The organism is Hymenobacter jeollabukensis, from assembly GCF_005771675.1.
Taxonomy (GTDB): Bacteria; Bacteroidota; Bacteroidia; order Cytophagales; family Hymenobacteraceae; genus Solirubrum; species Solirubrum jeollabukense.
In genome coordinates this window covers 301,948-317,139 of record NZ_VAJM01000001.1, presented here as the reverse complement: position 1 = coordinate 317,139, position 15,192 = coordinate 301,948, and the positions used below count along the sequence as shown (strand labels likewise).

Annotated in this window: 15 protein-coding genes; 6 read left to right on the top strand and 9 right to left on the bottom strand. The window is 62.9% G+C overall.

All coding sequences use genetic code 11. From position 1 onward, the window contains the following. Positions 1–55 precede the first annotated feature (55 nt). The 4 genes from FDY95_RS01420 to FDY95_RS01405 form a co-directional block, all read right to left on the bottom strand. A complete protein-coding gene (locus tag FDY95_RS01420) occupies positions 56–1,306 on the bottom strand; it encodes a 3-deoxy-D-manno-octulosonic acid transferase (protein ID WP_138074936.1) in 1,251 nt (416 codons plus the stop codon). A 194-nt stretch (positions 1,307–1,500) separates the two neighbouring features. Beyond that, positions 1,501–2,133 carry a peroxiredoxin gene (locus FDY95_RS01415; RefSeq protein WP_138074935.1) on the bottom strand — a complete coding sequence of 211 codons (633 nt, stop codon included), beginning with the start codon at positions 2,131–2,133 and terminating at the stop codon, positions 1,501–1,503. A 145-nt stretch (positions 2,134–2,278) separates the two neighbouring features. Further along, a complete protein-coding gene (locus FDY95_RS01410; protein ID WP_138074934.1) occupies positions 2,279–2,704 on the bottom strand; it encodes a Fur family transcriptional regulator in 426 nt (141 codons plus the stop codon). A gap of 141 nt (positions 2,705–2,845) precedes the next feature. Then, on the bottom strand, positions 2,846–4,147 hold the full coding sequence (locus FDY95_RS01405) for an aspartate kinase (RefSeq protein ID WP_138074933.1): 1,302 nt from the start codon (positions 4,145–4,147) through the stop codon (positions 2,846–2,848). 80 nt (positions 4,148–4,227) lie between these two features. Here FDY95_RS01405 and fbp point away from each other — a divergent pair, with 80 nt between their 5' ends. Then, a complete protein-coding gene (fbp, locus tag FDY95_RS01400) occupies positions 4,228–5,262 on the top strand; it encodes a class 1 fructose-bisphosphatase (RefSeq protein ID WP_138074932.1) in 1,035 nt (344 codons plus the stop codon). Positions 5,263–5,386: 124 nt separating this feature from the next. Here the strand turns inward: fbp and FDY95_RS01395 are convergent, their stop codons facing one another. From FDY95_RS01395 to yihA, 3 genes are all read right to left on the bottom strand, one after another. Next, positions 5,387–5,929 carry a DUF5606 family protein gene (locus tag FDY95_RS01395; protein WP_138074931.1) on the bottom strand — a complete coding sequence of 181 codons (543 nt, stop codon included), beginning with the start codon at positions 5,927–5,929 and terminating at the stop codon, positions 5,387–5,389. Positions 5,930–5,965: 36 nt separating this feature from the next. Then, positions 5,966–6,442: an energy transducer TonB gene (locus FDY95_RS01390; protein ID WP_138074930.1), complete on the bottom strand. Its 477-nt coding sequence runs from the start codon at positions 6,440–6,442 to the stop codon at positions 5,966–5,968. Positions 6,443–6,520: 78 nt separating this feature from the next. Next, positions 6,521–7,138, bottom strand: a complete 618-nt coding sequence (gene yihA, locus FDY95_RS01385; RefSeq protein WP_138074929.1) for a ribosome biogenesis GTP-binding protein YihA/YsxC — start codon at positions 7,136–7,138, stop codon at positions 6,521–6,523. Between the two features lie 484 nt (positions 7,139–7,622). Here yihA and FDY95_RS01380 point away from each other — a divergent pair, with 484 nt between their 5' ends. The 4 genes from FDY95_RS01380 (at position 7,623) to FDY95_RS01365 (ending at position 12,353) form a co-directional block, all read left to right on the top strand. After that, the gene (locus tag FDY95_RS01380; protein WP_171025480.1) at positions 7,623–9,893 is read left to right on the top strand and encodes an OmpA family protein; all 2,271 of its coding nucleotides are present in this window, start codon (positions 7,623–7,625) and stop codon (positions 9,891–9,893) included. A gap of 134 nt (positions 9,894–10,027) precedes the next feature. Beyond that, positions 10,028–10,753 carry a bifunctional demethylmenaquinone methyltransferase/2-methoxy-6-polyprenyl-1,4-benzoquinol methylase UbiE gene (gene ubiE / locus FDY95_RS01375; RefSeq protein ID WP_138074928.1) on the top strand — a complete coding sequence of 242 codons (726 nt, stop codon included), beginning with the start codon at positions 10,028–10,030 and terminating at the stop codon, positions 10,751–10,753. Beyond that, positions 10,702–11,502: a type IX secretion/gliding motility protein PorT/SprT gene (gene porT, locus FDY95_RS01370; RefSeq protein WP_138074927.1), complete on the top strand. Its 801-nt coding sequence runs from the start codon at positions 10,702–10,704 to the stop codon at positions 11,500–11,502. Before ubiE ends, porT begins: the two co-directional genes overlap by 52 nt. 98 nt (positions 11,503–11,600) lie before the next feature. Further along, positions 11,601–12,353: an SDR family NAD(P)-dependent oxidoreductase gene (locus FDY95_RS01365; protein ID WP_138074926.1), complete on the top strand. Its 753-nt coding sequence runs from the start codon at positions 11,601–11,603 to the stop codon at positions 12,351–12,353. Positions 12,354–12,420: 67 nt separating this feature from the next. Here the strand turns inward: FDY95_RS01365 and FDY95_RS01360 are convergent, their stop codons facing one another. Together FDY95_RS01360 and FDY95_RS01355 are read right to left on the bottom strand one after the other, a co-directional pair. Beyond that, the gene (locus FDY95_RS01360; protein ID WP_138074925.1) at positions 12,421–13,077 is read right to left on the bottom strand and encodes an alpha/beta hydrolase; all 657 of its coding nucleotides are present in this window, start codon (positions 13,075–13,077) and stop codon (positions 12,421–12,423) included. A 48-nt stretch (positions 13,078–13,125) separates the two neighbouring features. Continuing rightward, a complete protein-coding gene (locus FDY95_RS01355; protein ID WP_138075446.1) occupies positions 13,126–13,614 on the bottom strand; it encodes a cytidine deaminase in 489 nt (162 codons plus the stop codon). A gap of 205 nt (positions 13,615–13,819) precedes the next feature. Between FDY95_RS01355 and FDY95_RS01350 the strand changes: the two genes are divergently transcribed. Next, positions 13,820–15,172, top strand: coding sequence for a saccharopine dehydrogenase family protein (locus FDY95_RS01350; protein WP_138074924.1), 1,353 nt, complete (start codon positions 13,820–13,822; stop codon positions 15,170–15,172). The last annotated feature ends 20 nt before the right edge of the window (positions 15,173–15,192 follow it).

Here is a 15,192-nt window from a genome sequence, read left to right as displayed (position 1 = left end):
GGAAGTAGCAAGCGGGTAGACGAATGTGAGGTGGTTGAAATAGAACGATAATCACTCATTTGCTCATTCGCTCATTCACCGCGCGCAGAATGCGCGCCGTGGCCCCGGCTTCGTGCTGTACGTAGGCGCGGGCCCGCTGGCCCAGGTCGGTGCGCCGGGCGGCATCCGTCAGCAGCGGCGCTAAGCGGGCCTCGGCTTCGGCGGCCGTGGTTACCACGAAGGCGCTGCCCCCGGCCACCAGGTCGCGGGCTTCGCGAAACTTCTCGTAGCGCGGGCCGAAGAGCAGGGGCAGGCCGAAGGCGGCGGCTTCCAGGGTGTTGTGCAGGCCCTTGCCGAAAGCCCCGCCCACGTAGGCCAGGTCGCCGGCGCGGTACAGCTCGCGCAGCAGCCCGATGTTGTCGATGAGCAGCACGCGGGCCTGGGCCACGGTAGCGGCGTCGGCGCGGGAGTAGCGCACCACCCGGCCGGGCAGGGCAGCTTCCACCTGCTGGAGGTGCGCCTCGCTGATTTCGTGCGGGGCCACGATGACGCGCAGCTCGTCGGCGTGGCGCTGCAGGCTGGGCGTGAGCACGTCCACGTCGGGCGGCCACACCGAGCCAGCCACCAGCACCGGGGCCGCATCGGCCGTGAAAGCCGCCACGATGGGCAACTCCCGCGCCGGGGCGGCCGCTGTAGCCACCACCGTATCGAAGCGGGTGTCGCCGGCCACCGTCACCTGCGAAATGCCGATGCCGCGCAGCAGCCGGGCCGAGGCCTCGTCCTGGGTGAAGATGTGCGTCAGCTGGCGCAGCACCCGGCGGAAAAAGCCGCCCCAGGGCTTGAAAAACGCCTGTTCGGATCGGAAGATGGCCGATACGCACACGGTCGGCACCTGCTGGCGCTTCAGCTCGGCCAGGTAATGGTACCAGAACTCGTACTTGACAAAAATGGCCAGCTCGGGCCGCACCGCCGCCACGAAGGCGCGGGCGTTGGCGGCCGTGTCGAGCGGGAGGTAGAACACGTAGTCGGCGCCGGGCCAGTCCTTGCGCACCTCGTAGCCCGAGGGCGAGAAGAACGTCAGCACCAGCCGGTGGCCGGGGTACTGCCGGCGCAGGGCTTCCAGCAGCGGCCGGCCCTGCTCAAACTCGCCCAGCGAGGCGCAGTGCAGCCAGATGCGCGGGGCAGCATCGTTGGCCAGGCGGGCCTGCAGGCCCGGCAACCAATTGCGGCGGCCGTCCACCCACTGCCGGGCTTTGGGCACAAAGGGCGCCACGAGCCGCAGCAGCAGACCGTAGAAGTGAAGGGCGAGAGAATAAAGGAAAACCAACTTTTAGTGCTTGGTGCGTAGGTGCTTGGTGCGTAGGGGCATCAAGCGGCGGAAAGCCGGCGTTCAAAGGCAGCCGACCGATCAATCAGGCTGCAAAATTAACCGGTAGCCGCTGGTAATACTGCCGGTAGCCCCAAAAACGAAAAAGCTCCGGCCGCAACGACCGGAGCTTTTCAACGTGCATTAGCTTATTACTAAGCGTGCTTGGCCAGGTAGCTGGCTACGCCTTCGCGGGTGGCCGACATGGCTTCCTTGCCTTCTTCCCAGTTGGCGGGGCACACTTCGCCGTTTTTCTCGAAGTACTGCAGGGCATCCACTAGGCGCATGGCCTCGTCGATGCTGCGGCCCAGCGGACCGTCGTTCACCAGCTGGTGGCGCACGATGCCGTCCTTGTCGATCAGGAACAGGCCGCGGTAGGCTACGGGCGAGCCCACGAAGGTCATTTCGCCGGCTTCGTTGTAGTCGTAGTGGCCGCCGAGCACGTCGTAGTTGGCCGCAATGGTTTTGGTCGCGTCGGCTACCAGCGGGTAGGTCACGCCTTCGATGCCGCCCTTGTCGCGCGGGGTGCTCAGCCAGGCGAAGTGCGAGAAATGCGAGTCGGTGGAGCAGCCCACGACGGCTACGCCTTTAGCCTCAAACTCGGCCAAACGGTCTTCAAACGCAATGATTTCGGTGGGGCAAACGAACGTGAAGTCGGCCGGGTAGAAGTAGAAGATAACGTGCTTCTTGCCCAGGTAACGGTCGAGCGAGAAATCCTCTTCGAATTCGCCGTCGATAACGGCGGTAGCTTTGAACGAGGGGGCACGCTTGCCTACGAGAACTGCCATGATTATGGGGTTGAGTGAAAAAGGGTTGTTTGCGGTTGGTTGGTGGGACAGTTATTAGGTGCGGTCGGTTGCGGGGGTATACGCAGCAGCCCGCGCGCCGGCCGTGCCGATGGGACGCGCCAACTGGGTTGCGGTCAGCGGGGGGTTACTTGCGCACACCGGTGATGTGCAGCGAGAAGGAGTGGGGCTGGAAATGCTCGAAGCCCCGGCTGGCGAAAAATTCCTGCAGCAGCTGGTCCAGCTTCGGGTCGCAATAATCGATGATTTCCTGCGTGTCCTGGCAGACGAGGTGGTGGTGGTTGGTGCAGTCCGTGTCGTAGCGGCGGCGGGTGCCGTCGGCGTCAGCCACGCGCTTGAGCAGGCCGGCGGCCACAAACGAGTCCAGCGCCTTGTACACCGTGCCCAGCGAAATGGTAGGGTTGGCCGGCCGCACCGAGCGAAACACCTGCTCGGCCGTGGGGTGGCCCGGCAGGGTCAGCAGGGCTTCCAGAATGCCCAGGCGCTGTTGCGTGGCCCGCAGCCCGGCCTTGGTCAGGCGCTGGTACAGCTGGTCACGGTCGGGAACGGACAAATTCAAAGGCGTACTCACAGATAGGAATGATTCTCCGCAGCAAAAGTACGCCTATAAGCCGAACCGGGCCAAAAAGGTTTGATGTTGGGGGGCAAGTAACCGGTGGCACGTAAAAAGTTCATGTTTGCGGCCTGTCACCCGTCACTTGTCAGCTGAAGCTCGCGCCACGAACTGAAACGTCTGCCGGGTGCGCTGCTCCAGCAGCAGCTCGCGCCCCTGCGTCAGCTGGCTGATGGCCTCGGGCGTGTAGTTCTTGATGGTGTAGAGCTCCAGGCCGGTGTTGTAGTAGATGGTGAACTGCTCGCGCAGCTGCTCCAGCAGCTTGCGCAGGCGGTACTCGTGCCAGTCGGTACACACCGAAAACGAAATGGCCGAGTTCTGCATCAGGTTGATTTTCAGCCGCACTTGGGCCAGCGTGCCGAAAATAACCTCCAGGTTCTCCTCCGAAATGAACGTCAGGTCTTTCGATTCAAAGGAAATCAGGCATTGATCCGTCTTGCGAATCAGCGCCGGGGCCAGCAGCCCGTGCTTGCAGTCGTGAATCTTGGTGCCCTCGGCCGCGGGGTCCACAAACGACTTCACGTACAGCGGAATGCGCCGCACGGCCAGGGGCTTGATGGTCTTGGGGTGAATCACCGAGGCCCCGTAGTAGGCCATTTCGATGGTTTCCTGGTAGCTGATTTCGGGGTAGCGCACCGTATCGGGGAAGATTTTCGGGTCGGCATTCAGCAGCCCCGCCACGTCCTTCCAAATGGTCACCGACTCGGCCCCGAGGCAGTAGGCCAGGATGGCGGCCGTGTAGTCGCTGCCCTCGCGGCCCAGCGTGGTCGTCTGCCCGCTGGCCGTGCCGCCCAGGAAGCCCTGCGTGAGCACCACCCCGCGCTGCAGCATGGGCAGCACCTGCTCGCGCAGGTTACGCTCGGTGGTGGCCCAGTCCACGCGGCCCTCGCGCCAGCTGTGGTCGGTGCGAATGAGTGGGCGCACGTCCAGCCATTGGGCGCCCACGGCCGCCGCCACCACGCAGGTGGCCAGCAGTTCGCCGAAGCTCACCACCTGGTCGTACTGCCGGTCGTACTCGCCCTTCGTCAGCGTGGCCAGCCGGTCGCCTAATTCCTGCAGCAGGTGGTGCAGGGCGCCGCTGCCTTCCCCGCAGGCGGGCACGCCGTCGGGGTTCAGCTGGGCGTCGGGCAGCAGGGCTTGGGCTACCTCCAGGTGAAAGCGGCGCAGCTCGGCCAGCGGGGCGGAATAGTCCTCGCCCGAGTGCGCCAGATGGAATATGTGCTCCAGCGCGTTGGTGGTTTTGCCCATGGCCGAAACCACCACCAGAAGCGGTTGGCCGTCAGGATTCTGCCCCAGGATATGTTGCAGATTTTTTATCGCGGCGGCGTCCTTGACGGAGGCGCCACCGAACTTATACACGCGGAGCGGGTGCGAAGATTGCATGCGTCAAAAGTAGAAAGCGGGTCGAAAAGGCGTAGTTTTGTTACCCCCTGTTCCCGCTTTTTTCTCACTTTCCCACTGCTATGGATCATAATCAGGACCGCCTCGCGCTGCCGGTCGGCACCACCCTCGACCGGTTTATCATGCGCAAGCAGGAGGACTTCCCCTACGCTACCGGCGAGCTGTCCCAGCTGCTGCGCGACATTGCGCTGGCGGCCAAAATCGTCAACCGCGAAATCAACCGCTCCGGCCTGATCGACATCACCGGCGCCTACGGCCAGCAAAACGTGCAGGGCGAAGAGCAGCAGAAGCTCGACGTCATTGCCAACATCCGCTTCATCCGCGCCCTGCGCAACGGCGGCGAAGTCTGCACGGTCATTTCCGAGGAAGACGAGGACATGATCCAGACCGGCAAAAACCAGGGCAAGTACGTGGTGGCCATCGACCCCTTGGACGGCTCCTCGAATATCGACGTGAACGTGAGCATCGGCACCATCTTCTCGATTTACCGCCGCCAGTCGGCCATCGGGCAGGAGGGCACCCAGGAAGACTGCCTGCAGAAGGGCGTGCACCAGGTAGCCGCTGGCTACGTGATTTACGGCTCGAGCACCATGCTGGTGTACACCACCGGCAACGGCGTCAACGGCTTCACCTACGAAGCTTCGCTGGGCGAATTTTTCCTTTCGCACCCCAACATCACCACGCCGCCGTCGGGCAACATCTACTCCATCAACGAAGGCAGTGCCAACTCCTTCCCCGAGGGCGTGAAGCAGTTCGTGCAGTACTGCAAGGACGAGTCGTTTTCGGCCCGCTACATCGGCTCCCTGGTGGCCGATTTCCACCGCAACCTGCTCAAGGGCGGCATCTACATCTACCCGGCCACGGCCAAAAACGCCAACGGCAAGCTGCGCCTGATGTACGAATGCAACGCCCTGGCCTTCATCGTGGAGCAGGCCGGCGGCAAGGCCAGCAACGGCCAGAAGCGCCTGATGGAAATCGAGCCGACCTCGCTGCACCAGCGCTGCCCGCTCTACATCGGCTCGACGGAGCTGGTCGACAAAGCCGAGTCCTTCCTCTCGCCCGAGCCCGCCGAAGCCGTAGCCGCCCGCGAGGCGTAGGCCGGCAACAGCGCGATAAGCCCGTCGTGCCTCGGCTGCGCCCGACCTGATGGGTCATCATGAAACACAATAAAAAAGCCCCGCTGAGCAATCAGCGGGGCTTTTTTGTGCGAGTCAGGCCTGATTACTCTGCCTTCTTGCTCTTGCGCTTGGGCTTATCTTCCGTGGCGGCTTCGGGGCTGCCGGCCGCGTCATCGGCCTCCGTCGACTGGGTGGGCACGGCGCCGCCGGTGCTCAGCTCATCCGTCGAGCCAGCGTCTTCGGCGGCCGCTTCCTGGTAGGGCAGGCGGCTGCTCACGGCCGCGTACCACGATACCAGTTTCTTGATATCGGAGAGGTACACGCGCTGGCGGTCGAAGTCGGGAATGATGTCGCCCAGGAAGCCGGTCAGCTCCTTGTCGGTCGACTTGTTGGTCACGGGCAGCTGTTGGCCGTGCTTCTGGTAGATGCGGTCAAACACCTCCGTCAGCGGCACGGTGTAGTCCGGGTCTTCGGTGTAGATGCTGATTTCGTGCAGCAGCGAAACTTTGTTGCGGGCCGAAGCTACGGAGCGGCGGGCCTGCGGGTCCAGGGTTTCCACCAGCACACCGTTGTTGGCGGGGCGCACGAGGCGGTAGAGGCCGGGCATACCGCTGATGGCGGCAATTTCCCTCAGGTCGTAGGGCATAAAGAGCGGGGAATGGGATGTGAGAAAAAAGCGGGGTTATTCGGCGGTCGTGTTGGCGCCGGCAGCGCCCAGCTTGAAGCTGATGGGCAGGCTGGTCAGAATGGGGTATTCGGGCTTCTTGAATTGCAGCAGCTTCACCAGGCGCAGCGCTTCTTCGCCCGTGCCGCCGCCGACCTGCTTCACGAGCTTCACGCCGCTCATGGTGCCGTCCGGGGTCAGGGTAAAGCTCACGATGCAGGTGCCCTGAATGCGGTTGCGACGGGCCATCAGCGGGTACTTCAGCTCCTTGTAGATGAAGTCGTACATGGCCTGCTGCCCGCCTTCGTAGTACTCGGCGACGGGAATGGATTTCGGAGCGGCCGTGGCAATTTTGGTAACCGGGTCCTGCGCGGGGGCTACTTCCGGAGCCGGCGCGGTGCCTTCGGTTTTCACTTTCACTTTCTGCTGAGCCAGGGCGGGCAGCGCAACCAGCGCCGACAGGGCCAGGGCCAGCGTGAAGGTGGTCTTTTTCATGGTGAGGAGGGGTGGAAAAGAGAAGGAAACAAAACGAGTGCGCAGCGCGCGTTCCGGCTTGGCAATTACGCTGCCAATCTACGCATTCCCTTCCGTTTCGCGCATCTGCCCGTTCACCTCCTCGATGAAGGCCAGCACCGCGTCGCGCCCCTCCCGGGCCGAGGCCGAAGTGATAAACCAGCGCGGCAATTCGTCCCAGGTTTCGCTCATCTTGGCCAGGAACACGTCCACGTTCTGCTGGGTTTTGCCGGTCGACTGCTTATCGGCCTTGGTGAAGGCCAGCACGAACGGCACGCCCCGCTCGCCCAATTCGCTAATAAACTCCAGGTCAACGGGCTGCGGGGGCAGGCGCGAGTCGATGAGCACAAATACGCAGGTCAGATTTTCGCGCTTCGACAAATACGCCCAAATCATTTTGCGCCATTTGGCGCGCGACTCCTTGCTCACGCGGGCGTAGCCGTAGCCCGGCAAATCGACTAGGTACCACTGCTCGTTAATTATAAAATGGTTGATCAGCTGGGTTTTGCCCGGCAACGATGACGTTTTGGCCAGCCCGGTGCGGGCAGTCAGCATATTGATCAGCGAGGATTTGCCCACGTTGGAGCGTCCGATAAAGGCATATTCGGGCAGCGTGGCCGGCGGGCACTTGGCTACTTCGGTGTTGCTGGTCAGAAAACGGGCGTCACGAATGTGCATATTTACCGGGCCTTGAATTAGGTGAATTACGCCCGCAAAAGTACGGGGCCGCGGATTAGGGATTAGAAGTCCTATTTTTTCTGGGTTCGTATTAAATTTTTGGCTGGCCCCCTTGCTATTATTATTGTGCGTCTATATTTGTGCGGCTCCAAGTGGGTTTTTCACACTTTTTTGCAAGCGGCAAAATCACGAAACTCTTGGGTGTCAGCTTGCCAGCGGATTGGATACGGCGAAGGTCGTATTATAAAATTTTTATCTTTGCCCGTGGTAAACCCGTTTTCGGGTGTCTCCGCGGGGGTTAGAAGGAAGCCGACTTTCGACAGAAGAGCCGGCTTCTCCGCAAAATTACCCGACGGCAAACTAACCTTAAGGCAGCTTTTGAGTATATAGGGACGCTTTTGCTAACCCTAGCCCCGTTTTTCGGGAGTACGCAAAGCACCGCACAACCCTTCTCTGCAACTCCATATTCCAAACTCCCCTTCCAATGGACAACTTCGTCAGAAGGTTACTACAGGCTTCGGTGGCCATGGCCCTGACTGCTGCGGTGGCTCAGCCTTCGATGGCCCAAGGCACCCGAAAGCAACTCAAGACCGCCAATAAGTTCTTTGACCAGGAGAACTACCGCGCCGCCATTCCCTACTACGAGCAAGTACTGGCCAAAGACCCCAACAACGCCCTGGCGCTGTTCCGGGCCGGCATCTCGTACATGTCGTTCGACAAGGAGAAGGCCAGCGACTACATCTACAAGGCGCAGAAACTGAAGCCGAAAGTCTCGAAAGACGTTGAGTACTGGCTCGGCCGCGTCGACCACCTGAACTATAACTTTGACGAGGCCATTGCCCACTTCCAAGCGTACAACGCCACGCTGAAGAAGAAGGACACCCGCAAAGCCCAGCTGGCCCAGCTGATTCAGCACGCCAAAAACGCTAAGATTCAGTTCAACTCGCCCAAGGACATCTTCGTGAAGAACCTCGGGCCGACGGTGAATACCTCGTACTCGGAGCACAGCCCGGTTATTTCGGCCGACGACAAAGTGCTGTTGTTCACCTCGCGCTCGGGCGAAGCCCGCGGTGCCGACCCAAACAACGCCACCCCGAGCGGCAAGCAGAAAGTAGCCGCCGACGGCGAGTACTACGAAGATATCTACGAGTCGAAGCGCCTGGGCGAAGACGAGTGGGAGAAGCCCCGCTCGCTGTCGGGTGCGCTCAACGGCAAGGGTCACGACGCCTCGATTCAGGTGTTCGATAATGACACCAAGCTGCTGATGTACCGCAACGACGAGAACGGCGACATCTTCTACTCGGAGAAGACGGGTGCTGACTGGTCGGAGCCGAAGAAGCTGAACGGTAACATCAACTCGAAAGCCTTCGAGTCGGATGCTTACATCACCCCGGACGGGCTGACCATCTACTTCTCGACCAGCAAGTACTCCGAGGACAACACCCTCGACATATACTACGCCACCCGCCAGCCCGGCGGCGACTGGGGCCCGGCCAAGAGCATCGGCAACCAGATCAACACCAAGTTCGACGACGACAGCCCCTACCTGAGCCGCGACGGCAAGACGATGTACTTCGCCTCGCGTGGTCACAACACCATGGGCGGCTACGACATCTTCAAGTCGAGCTGGGACGAGGCGGCCCGCGCCTGGGGCCGCCCCGAAAACATGGGCTACCCGGTGAACACGCCGGACGATGACACCTACTACCGCCTTTCGCCCGACGGCTCGTACGCCTACCTGTCGTCGTACCGCATCGGCGGCTACGGGGAAAAGGACATCTACACCATCAACTACATCAAGAACGTCAACATCAAGGGCAAGGTCTTCTCCTCCCGCGACTCGACGACGGTCATTCCGGGGGTAGAGCTGGTGTTCAACGGGCAGACGGCTTCGAAAGAGGTTATCAGCTTCCGCGACGTGACCAAGCCCGACTCGGGCAACTACCAGGTGAACGTGCTGTCGGGCCGTTCGTACCAGGTGGCGCTGTCGAAAGACGGTAAGAACATCACGACAGAGGAGTTTGCCGTACCGGTGGTAACGAACGATTCGACCACCATCACCAAGAACTTCTACATCCCGTACGTGGACACGACCTCCCTGGCGGGCGTGAACATGAAGCCGATTTACTTCGATACGGACAAGTACAACCTGCGTCCTGAATCGGTGAAGCAGCTGAACAACGTGGCCGGCATCATGAAGTCGAACCCCGGGCTGAACATCTCCATCGAGGGCCACTGCGACTCGCGTAACACCGACGAGTACAACATGGTGCTTGGGCAGAACCGCGCCAACTCGGCCTTCAACTTCCTGAAGAAGAATGGCGTGACGGATACCCGCATGGTAACGGTTAGCTACGGCGAGCGTCGCCCGGCTGCCCCGAACGATTCGCCGGAGAACATGCAGCTCAACCGCCGTGTGGAATTCAAGCCGATTCTGAAGGAAGGCCAGACCATCAACGACGTAATGACGACCCCCGGCGGCGGTGCCACCACCACCACTACTGGTACGACTACTACGACCACTGGCACGTCGAGCCGCACCACGGCCCCGCTGCAGCCCGGCAAAACCAAGGCTAAAACGGCCGACGGCACCAAGGTGAAAACCAAGGTGGACGAGGACAGCGACAAAGTGAAGGTGAAAACCAAAGGCGCCGACGACTCCAAGACCAAGACCACGACCAAAAACGGGGAACTGGACGGCAAAGCCAAGGACGCCACCGGCGACAAAACCAAAGTGAAAACCAAAACCGAATAGCCTAGCCGGTTTTGGCAGCCCGAAAAGCGGGTCGGACCAGTGGTCCGACCCGCTTTTTTTTAACATTATGCGGGCGGCTCCGTTGTTATTGGGCAATTTGCGGCCCCTTTGGCCGTTTGTACGCCCACCGCACCATGACCGTAGTACCCTACAAAGACGACCCCACCGGCAAGAAGACGCAGGTCGCGCAGATGTTCAACAGCATCGCGGGCAAGTATGACTTCCTGAACCACTTCCTGAGCGCCGGCACCGATATCTACTGGCGCCGCAAGGCCGTGGGCGAGCTGAAAGCCCTGCACCCGAGCCGTATTCTGGACATTGCCACCGGCACCGGCGACTTCGCCTTCGAAACCCTGAAGCTGGGCGAGCAGGCCCACGTGACGGGCGTCGACATTTCGGAGGGCATGCTGGAGGTGGGGCGCCGCAAGGTGCGCGACCGGGGCCTGGGCCACCGCGTGGAGCTGCAGCTGGGCGACTCGGAGAACCTACCCTTCGAGGACAACACCTTCGACGCGGTGACGGCTTCCTTCGGGGTGCGTAACTTTGAAAACCTGCGGCAGGGCCTGGCCGAAATGCAGCGCGTGCTGCGACCGGGCGGTAAAGTGGTGATTCTGGAGTTTTCCAAGCCCCGCAAGTTTCCCTTCAAGCAGGCCTACAACTTCTACTTCCGGCACGTGCTGCCGGTATTCGGCAAATTGATTTCCAAGGACCGCGCGGCCTACACCTACCTGCCCGAATCGGTGCAGGCCTTCCCCGACGGTCCGGATTTTCTGACCATCCTGCGCGAGGTCGGATTTACTTCTCCCCAATGGCAACCGCTCACCTTCGGCATCAGCTCCATCTACACCGCCACCAAGTAACGCTGCGCCTGTTGGCGCTGCTACTGCTGGGCCTGCCCACGGCGGCCCTGGCCCAGAATAAAAGCTACACCAAAGCTAAGCGCGGCAAGAACGGGCAGGTGAAATCGGTGACGGTGAACAACCTGCCGGGCTACGACGAGCGGTGGTACCGCCCGGGCTTCAACATTGGCCTGAACATGTCGCGCTACCGGCTGGAGCACTCGCAGTACTACGTGGACCGCATCAAGGGCGGCACCGGTATTGCGGCCAACGCCAAGGTGGCCCCCGGCTTCGCGGTGGGCTTCGTCAACGACGTGCGCCTGGCCGACCACTGGAACCTGCGCTTTATTCCCGGCGTGTCGTTTCTGACGCGGCAGGTGGAGTTCGAGAAAGTGGGCAACGCAACGGAGGAAATCAACAACCAGGAAATCGGCTCGACGCAGCTGGATGTGCCGCTGCTGATCAAGTTTAAGTCGGACCGGCGGCGCAACACCCGCATGTACCTGGTGGGCGGCGTGCGGCAGAGCTTTAACATCGGCAACCGCCGCCGCGACCCGGAGCGCAACCAGATGCAGGTGGGCACCTCGGACTTCGCCATCGAGTACGGGGTGGGGCTGGACCTGTTCTACCCGTTCTTCAAGTTTGCGCCCGAACTGCGCTTCTCGCACGGGCTGACCAACTTGGCCCAGCCGGGTGCCCCCGACGTGTACTCGCGCAGCTTTCAGCGCATCCGCAGCAACACGGTGACGCTGTACTTCACGTTTGAATAAGTTTTGACTGTCAAATGGCTGAATGGATAAATGGCTGGTCGTTCTGGTAACAGAACAATCAACCGTTTGACCATTCAGCCATTTAACCATTTCGCAAGATGAAAACAGCACTTGTAACCGGCGCTTCGTCGGGTATCGGGCGGGCTACGGCGGTGGCGCTGGCGCAGGTCGGCTTCCAGCTGGTCGTGACGGGGCGGCGGCGGGAGCGGCTGGAGGAGCTGGCCGCCGCGCTGGGCCCCGCGCCGGTCCATATTCTGACTTTCGACGTGCGCGACCGGGCCGCTACCATCGCGGCCGTCGACAGCCTGCCGGTAGCTTTTCGGCAGATTGACGTGCTCGTCAACAATGCCGGCAACGCCCACGGCCTGGCGCCGATTCAGGACGGCGACCCGAACGACTGGGACCTGATGCTCGACAGCAACGTGCGCGGGCTGCTGAACGTGACCCACGCGGTGCTGCCGGTGATGCAGGAACGACGCAGCGGCTTTATCGTCAACATCGGCTCCATTGCCGGACACGAGGCCTACGCCAACGGTAACGTGTACTGCGCCTCCAAGGCGGCCGTGGCCTCGCTCAGCAAGGGCATGCGGCTGGATTTGATCAGCCTGGGCATCCGGGTGGCGGAGGTAAACCCCGGCGCCGTGGAAACGGAGTTTTCGGCGGTGCGCTTCAAGGGCGACGCGGAGCGGGCGGCCAAGGTGTACCAGGGCTTCGAGCCGCTCAAGCCCGAGGACGTGGCCGAAGTCATCCAGTTCATTGTAACGCGCCCGCCGCACGTGACCATTTCGGAAGTCACCATCCTGGCCGGGGCCCAGGCCGCCGCTACGACCATCGTCAAGCAGCCGGGGTAGCCCTCATTTCATTAGCGCCACAAGACGAACGGCCCGCTACTCAGCGGGCCGTTTGCTTTTGCCTGAATTAGTGCTGCGCCAGCCGGCGTAGGATGGGCGGCTTCATCTCGTGGTTGCCTTCAAACCAAATCATGTCTGGCTGGGCGCCCAATCCGCGCAGCAGGGCCAGCTGCTCGTTGACGCGCTCCTCGGGCAAATAGCTGTCCGAGTCGCCGCAGACGACGGTGAGGCGGGGCACGCGGGTGAGCAGGGCGGTGGCTGCGGTGGGGTCGACGTCGGCGGGGAAGGTGCCGGCCCAGAGGACCAGGTGCGCGGGCGTGAAGCCGCTGCGCAGCAGCCAGCGGCTGACGGTGGTGGCACCCTGCGAAAAGCCGAGCACCGTCACCGCGACATCGGCGGGTGCGGCGGCCAGCAGCTGCTGAAGCAGGGTGTCAAGGTAGGCCGAGAAGTCCTCGATTTCGGTGAGGCGGTCCTCGCTCGTCATCCAGGTGGCGCCCACGCGGCCGCTGTTGCCCTGCAGGTAGAACCTGGAGAGGCCTTCGGGCGCTACCACGACCGTGCCGGGCACGGTGTCGACGGCCAGGCGAAAGTGGCGGATGAAATACGCCGCCAGCTGTCCGTAGCCGTGGCAAACCACGAAGAGCTGGCGGGCGGTGGCCAGCTCGCCGAGCTGGTAGTAGCGGGCGGTGCGGGGCACCTGCAGGCGGTGTTCGTGGGCTTCCATAGCGGGCAACTGAGCGGGCGGGCGAATAACCACCGCCCGCCCGTTTGGTTAGCCGCGGGCCGGCAGCACGTCCGACATAAACTGGAAGGGGAGCAGGTCGGCCAGGCTGTGGAAGCGCCAGATGGTGCCGTTGGGGCCGGGCAGCAGCAGCGGAATCGACTCGGCCTGCCGGCTTTCGGACTCGGCCATCACCTGGCGGCAGGCGCCGCAGGAGGTGACGGCCACGAACTCGCCGTTTTGGGGGCGGGCGGCCACGGCCATCAGCTTGACGGTGCGGCCGGGCTGGCCGTTCAGGCCGAAGAGCACGGTGCGCTCGGCGCAGAGGCCGGAGGGATAGGCAGCGTTTTCCTGGTTGGTGTTCCAGGTGATGCTGCCGTCATCAAGCAGCAGGGCGGCGCCGACGTGGAAGTGGGAGTAAGGCGCGTACGCGTGGTCGGTGGCGGCCTGGGCGGCCTGCCAGCAGCGGGCTTCGTCGGCGGAGAGTTCCGCCGGCGTCAGCACGTCGGCGGTAATGGTAAGGTTCAGGGTTTGGGCCATCAGAAGGCTCAAAAACGGCGGGAAAAGAAGGGAATGCAGCCACCTGAACGGTGGCCCCGTTGGGCCACGGGGGACGAAAATAGTACATTTCGGGCAGGAATCAGTTGTCAGTTGCGAGTTGTGGGTTGTCAGTCATTGAAAAATTGGCAGCACCAGCCCCCTGACAACCGACAACTCGCAACAGATAACTCACTTTCCCACCTGCATGACCCGCATCCTCCTGCTCGGCGCTGGCCGCTCGGCTTCGTCCCTGATTCAGTACCTGCTTCGCCACCTCGCCACCGAAGACTGGCAGCTCACCATTGCCGACGTGAACCCCGAGCCGCTGGGCCCGGTGGTGGCCGCGCACGGCGAGCGGGCCCGGGCCGTAGCCTTCGAAATCGGGCAGACGGAGCGGCTGCACGAGCTGGTGGCCGCGCACGAAGTGGCCATTTCGATGCTGCCGGCGCTGTTTCACCCGCTGGTGGCCCAGGCCTGCCTGCACCACGGCCGGCACCTGGCCACGGCCTCGTACGCCACCGAGGAAATTCGCGGCTTCGATGCCCAGGCCAAGGCGCAGGGGCTGACGTTTCTGATGGAATGCGGGCTCGACCCGGGGCTGGACCACATGTCGGCGCTGCCCGTCATCGAGGAAATCCGGGCCCAGGGCGGGCGGCTGACGTCGTTTAAGTCGTACTGCGGCGGGCTGATGGCGCCCGACTCGGAGGGCGACAATCCGTGGCGCTACAAGTTCACCTGGAACCCGCGCAACGTGGTGGTGGCCGGGCAGGGCACGGCCCGCTACATCGAGGGCGGGCACCCGCGCTTCATCCCGTACCAGCAGCTGTTTCGGCGCACCGAGCGGCTAAGCGTGCCGGGCTACGGCGAGTTTGAGGGCTACGCCAACCGCGACTCCCTGAGCTACCGCCCGCTCTACGGCCTCGACGACATTCCGACCATGCTGCGCGGCACCCTGCGCCGTCCCGGCTACTGCGCCGCCTGGGCCGCCCTGGTCGCGCTGGGCCTCACTGACGACTCCTATCACCTCGGCAACGCCGCCGAGCTGCCCTGGGCCAGCCTGATCGAGTCGTTCCTGCCGCCGGCCGCCGAATTGGCGCTGCCCGCGCGCGTGGCCGCCTACCTCGGCCTCGACCCCGCCGGCGAAGAAATGCAGCGCCTCGCCTGGGCCGGGCTGTTCGGCCCCGCGCCCGTGGGCCTGCCCGACGCCACGCCCGCGCAGCTGCTGGAGCGCCTGCTGACCGCCAAATGGCAGCTGCAACCCCACGACCACGACATGATTGTGATGCAGCACCTGTTTGAGTACGAGCCGGCCGAGGGTGGCCCCGCGCAGCAGCGCACTTCCTCGCTGGTGGTTACCGGCGACGACGCGGTGCACACGGCCATGGCCAAGACCGTGGGTTTGCCGCTGGGCATGGCCGTGCGCCGTCTGGCCCGGGGCGAGGTGGCCCACCAGGGCGTGGTGGTGCCCGTGCACGCCGACCTATACCGGCCCATTCTGCGGGAGCTGGAAATCGACTACAACATTCGGTTTGTGGAATCGGAACACGCGCTGGCCTAGCCCCGCCGCGTTATCGGCCC

Coding starts and splice junctions, on each gene's coding strand:
- FDY95_RS01415 (WP_138074935.1), bottom strand. CDS start 2,133: ATGGCAGTTCTCGTAGGCAAGCGTGCCCCCTCGTTCAAAGCTACCGCC.
- FDY95_RS01405 (WP_138074933.1), bottom strand. CDS start 4,147: ATGCAATCTTCGCACCCGCTCCGCGTGTATAAGTTCGGTGGCGCCTCC.
- fbp (WP_138074932.1), top strand. CDS start 4,228: ATGGATCATAATCAGGACCGCCTCGCGCTGCCGGTCGGCACCACCCTC.
- FDY95_RS01395 (WP_138074931.1), bottom strand. CDS start 5,929: ATGCCCTACGACCTGAGGGAAATTGCCGCCATCAGCGGTATGCCCGGC.
- FDY95_RS01390 (WP_138074930.1), bottom strand. CDS start 6,442: ATGAAAAAGACCACCTTCACGCTGGCCCTGGCCCTGTCGGCGCTGGTT.
- yihA (WP_138074929.1), bottom strand. CDS start 7,138: ATGCACATTCGTGACGCCCGTTTTCTGACCAGCAACACCGAAGTAGCC.
- FDY95_RS01380 (WP_171025480.1), top strand. CDS start 7,623: ATGGACAACTTCGTCAGAAGGTTACTACAGGCTTCGGTGGCCATGGCC.
- ubiE (WP_138074928.1), top strand. CDS start 10,028: ATGACCGTAGTACCCTACAAAGACGACCCCACCGGCAAGAAGACGCAG.
- porT (WP_138074927.1), top strand. CDS start 10,702: ATGGCAACCGCTCACCTTCGGCATCAGCTCCATCTACACCGCCACCAA.
- FDY95_RS01365 (WP_138074926.1), top strand. CDS start 11,601: ATGAAAACAGCACTTGTAACCGGCGCTTCGTCGGGTATCGGGCGGGCT.
- FDY95_RS01360 (WP_138074925.1), bottom strand. CDS start 13,077: ATGGAAGCCCACGAACACCGCCTGCAGGTGCCCCGCACCGCCCGCTAC.
- FDY95_RS01355 (WP_138075446.1), bottom strand. CDS start 13,614: ATGGCCCAAACCCTGAACCTTACCATTACCGCCGACGTGCTGACGCCG.
- FDY95_RS01350 (WP_138074924.1), top strand. CDS start 13,820: ATGACCCGCATCCTCCTGCTCGGCGCTGGCCGCTCGGCTTCGTCCCTG.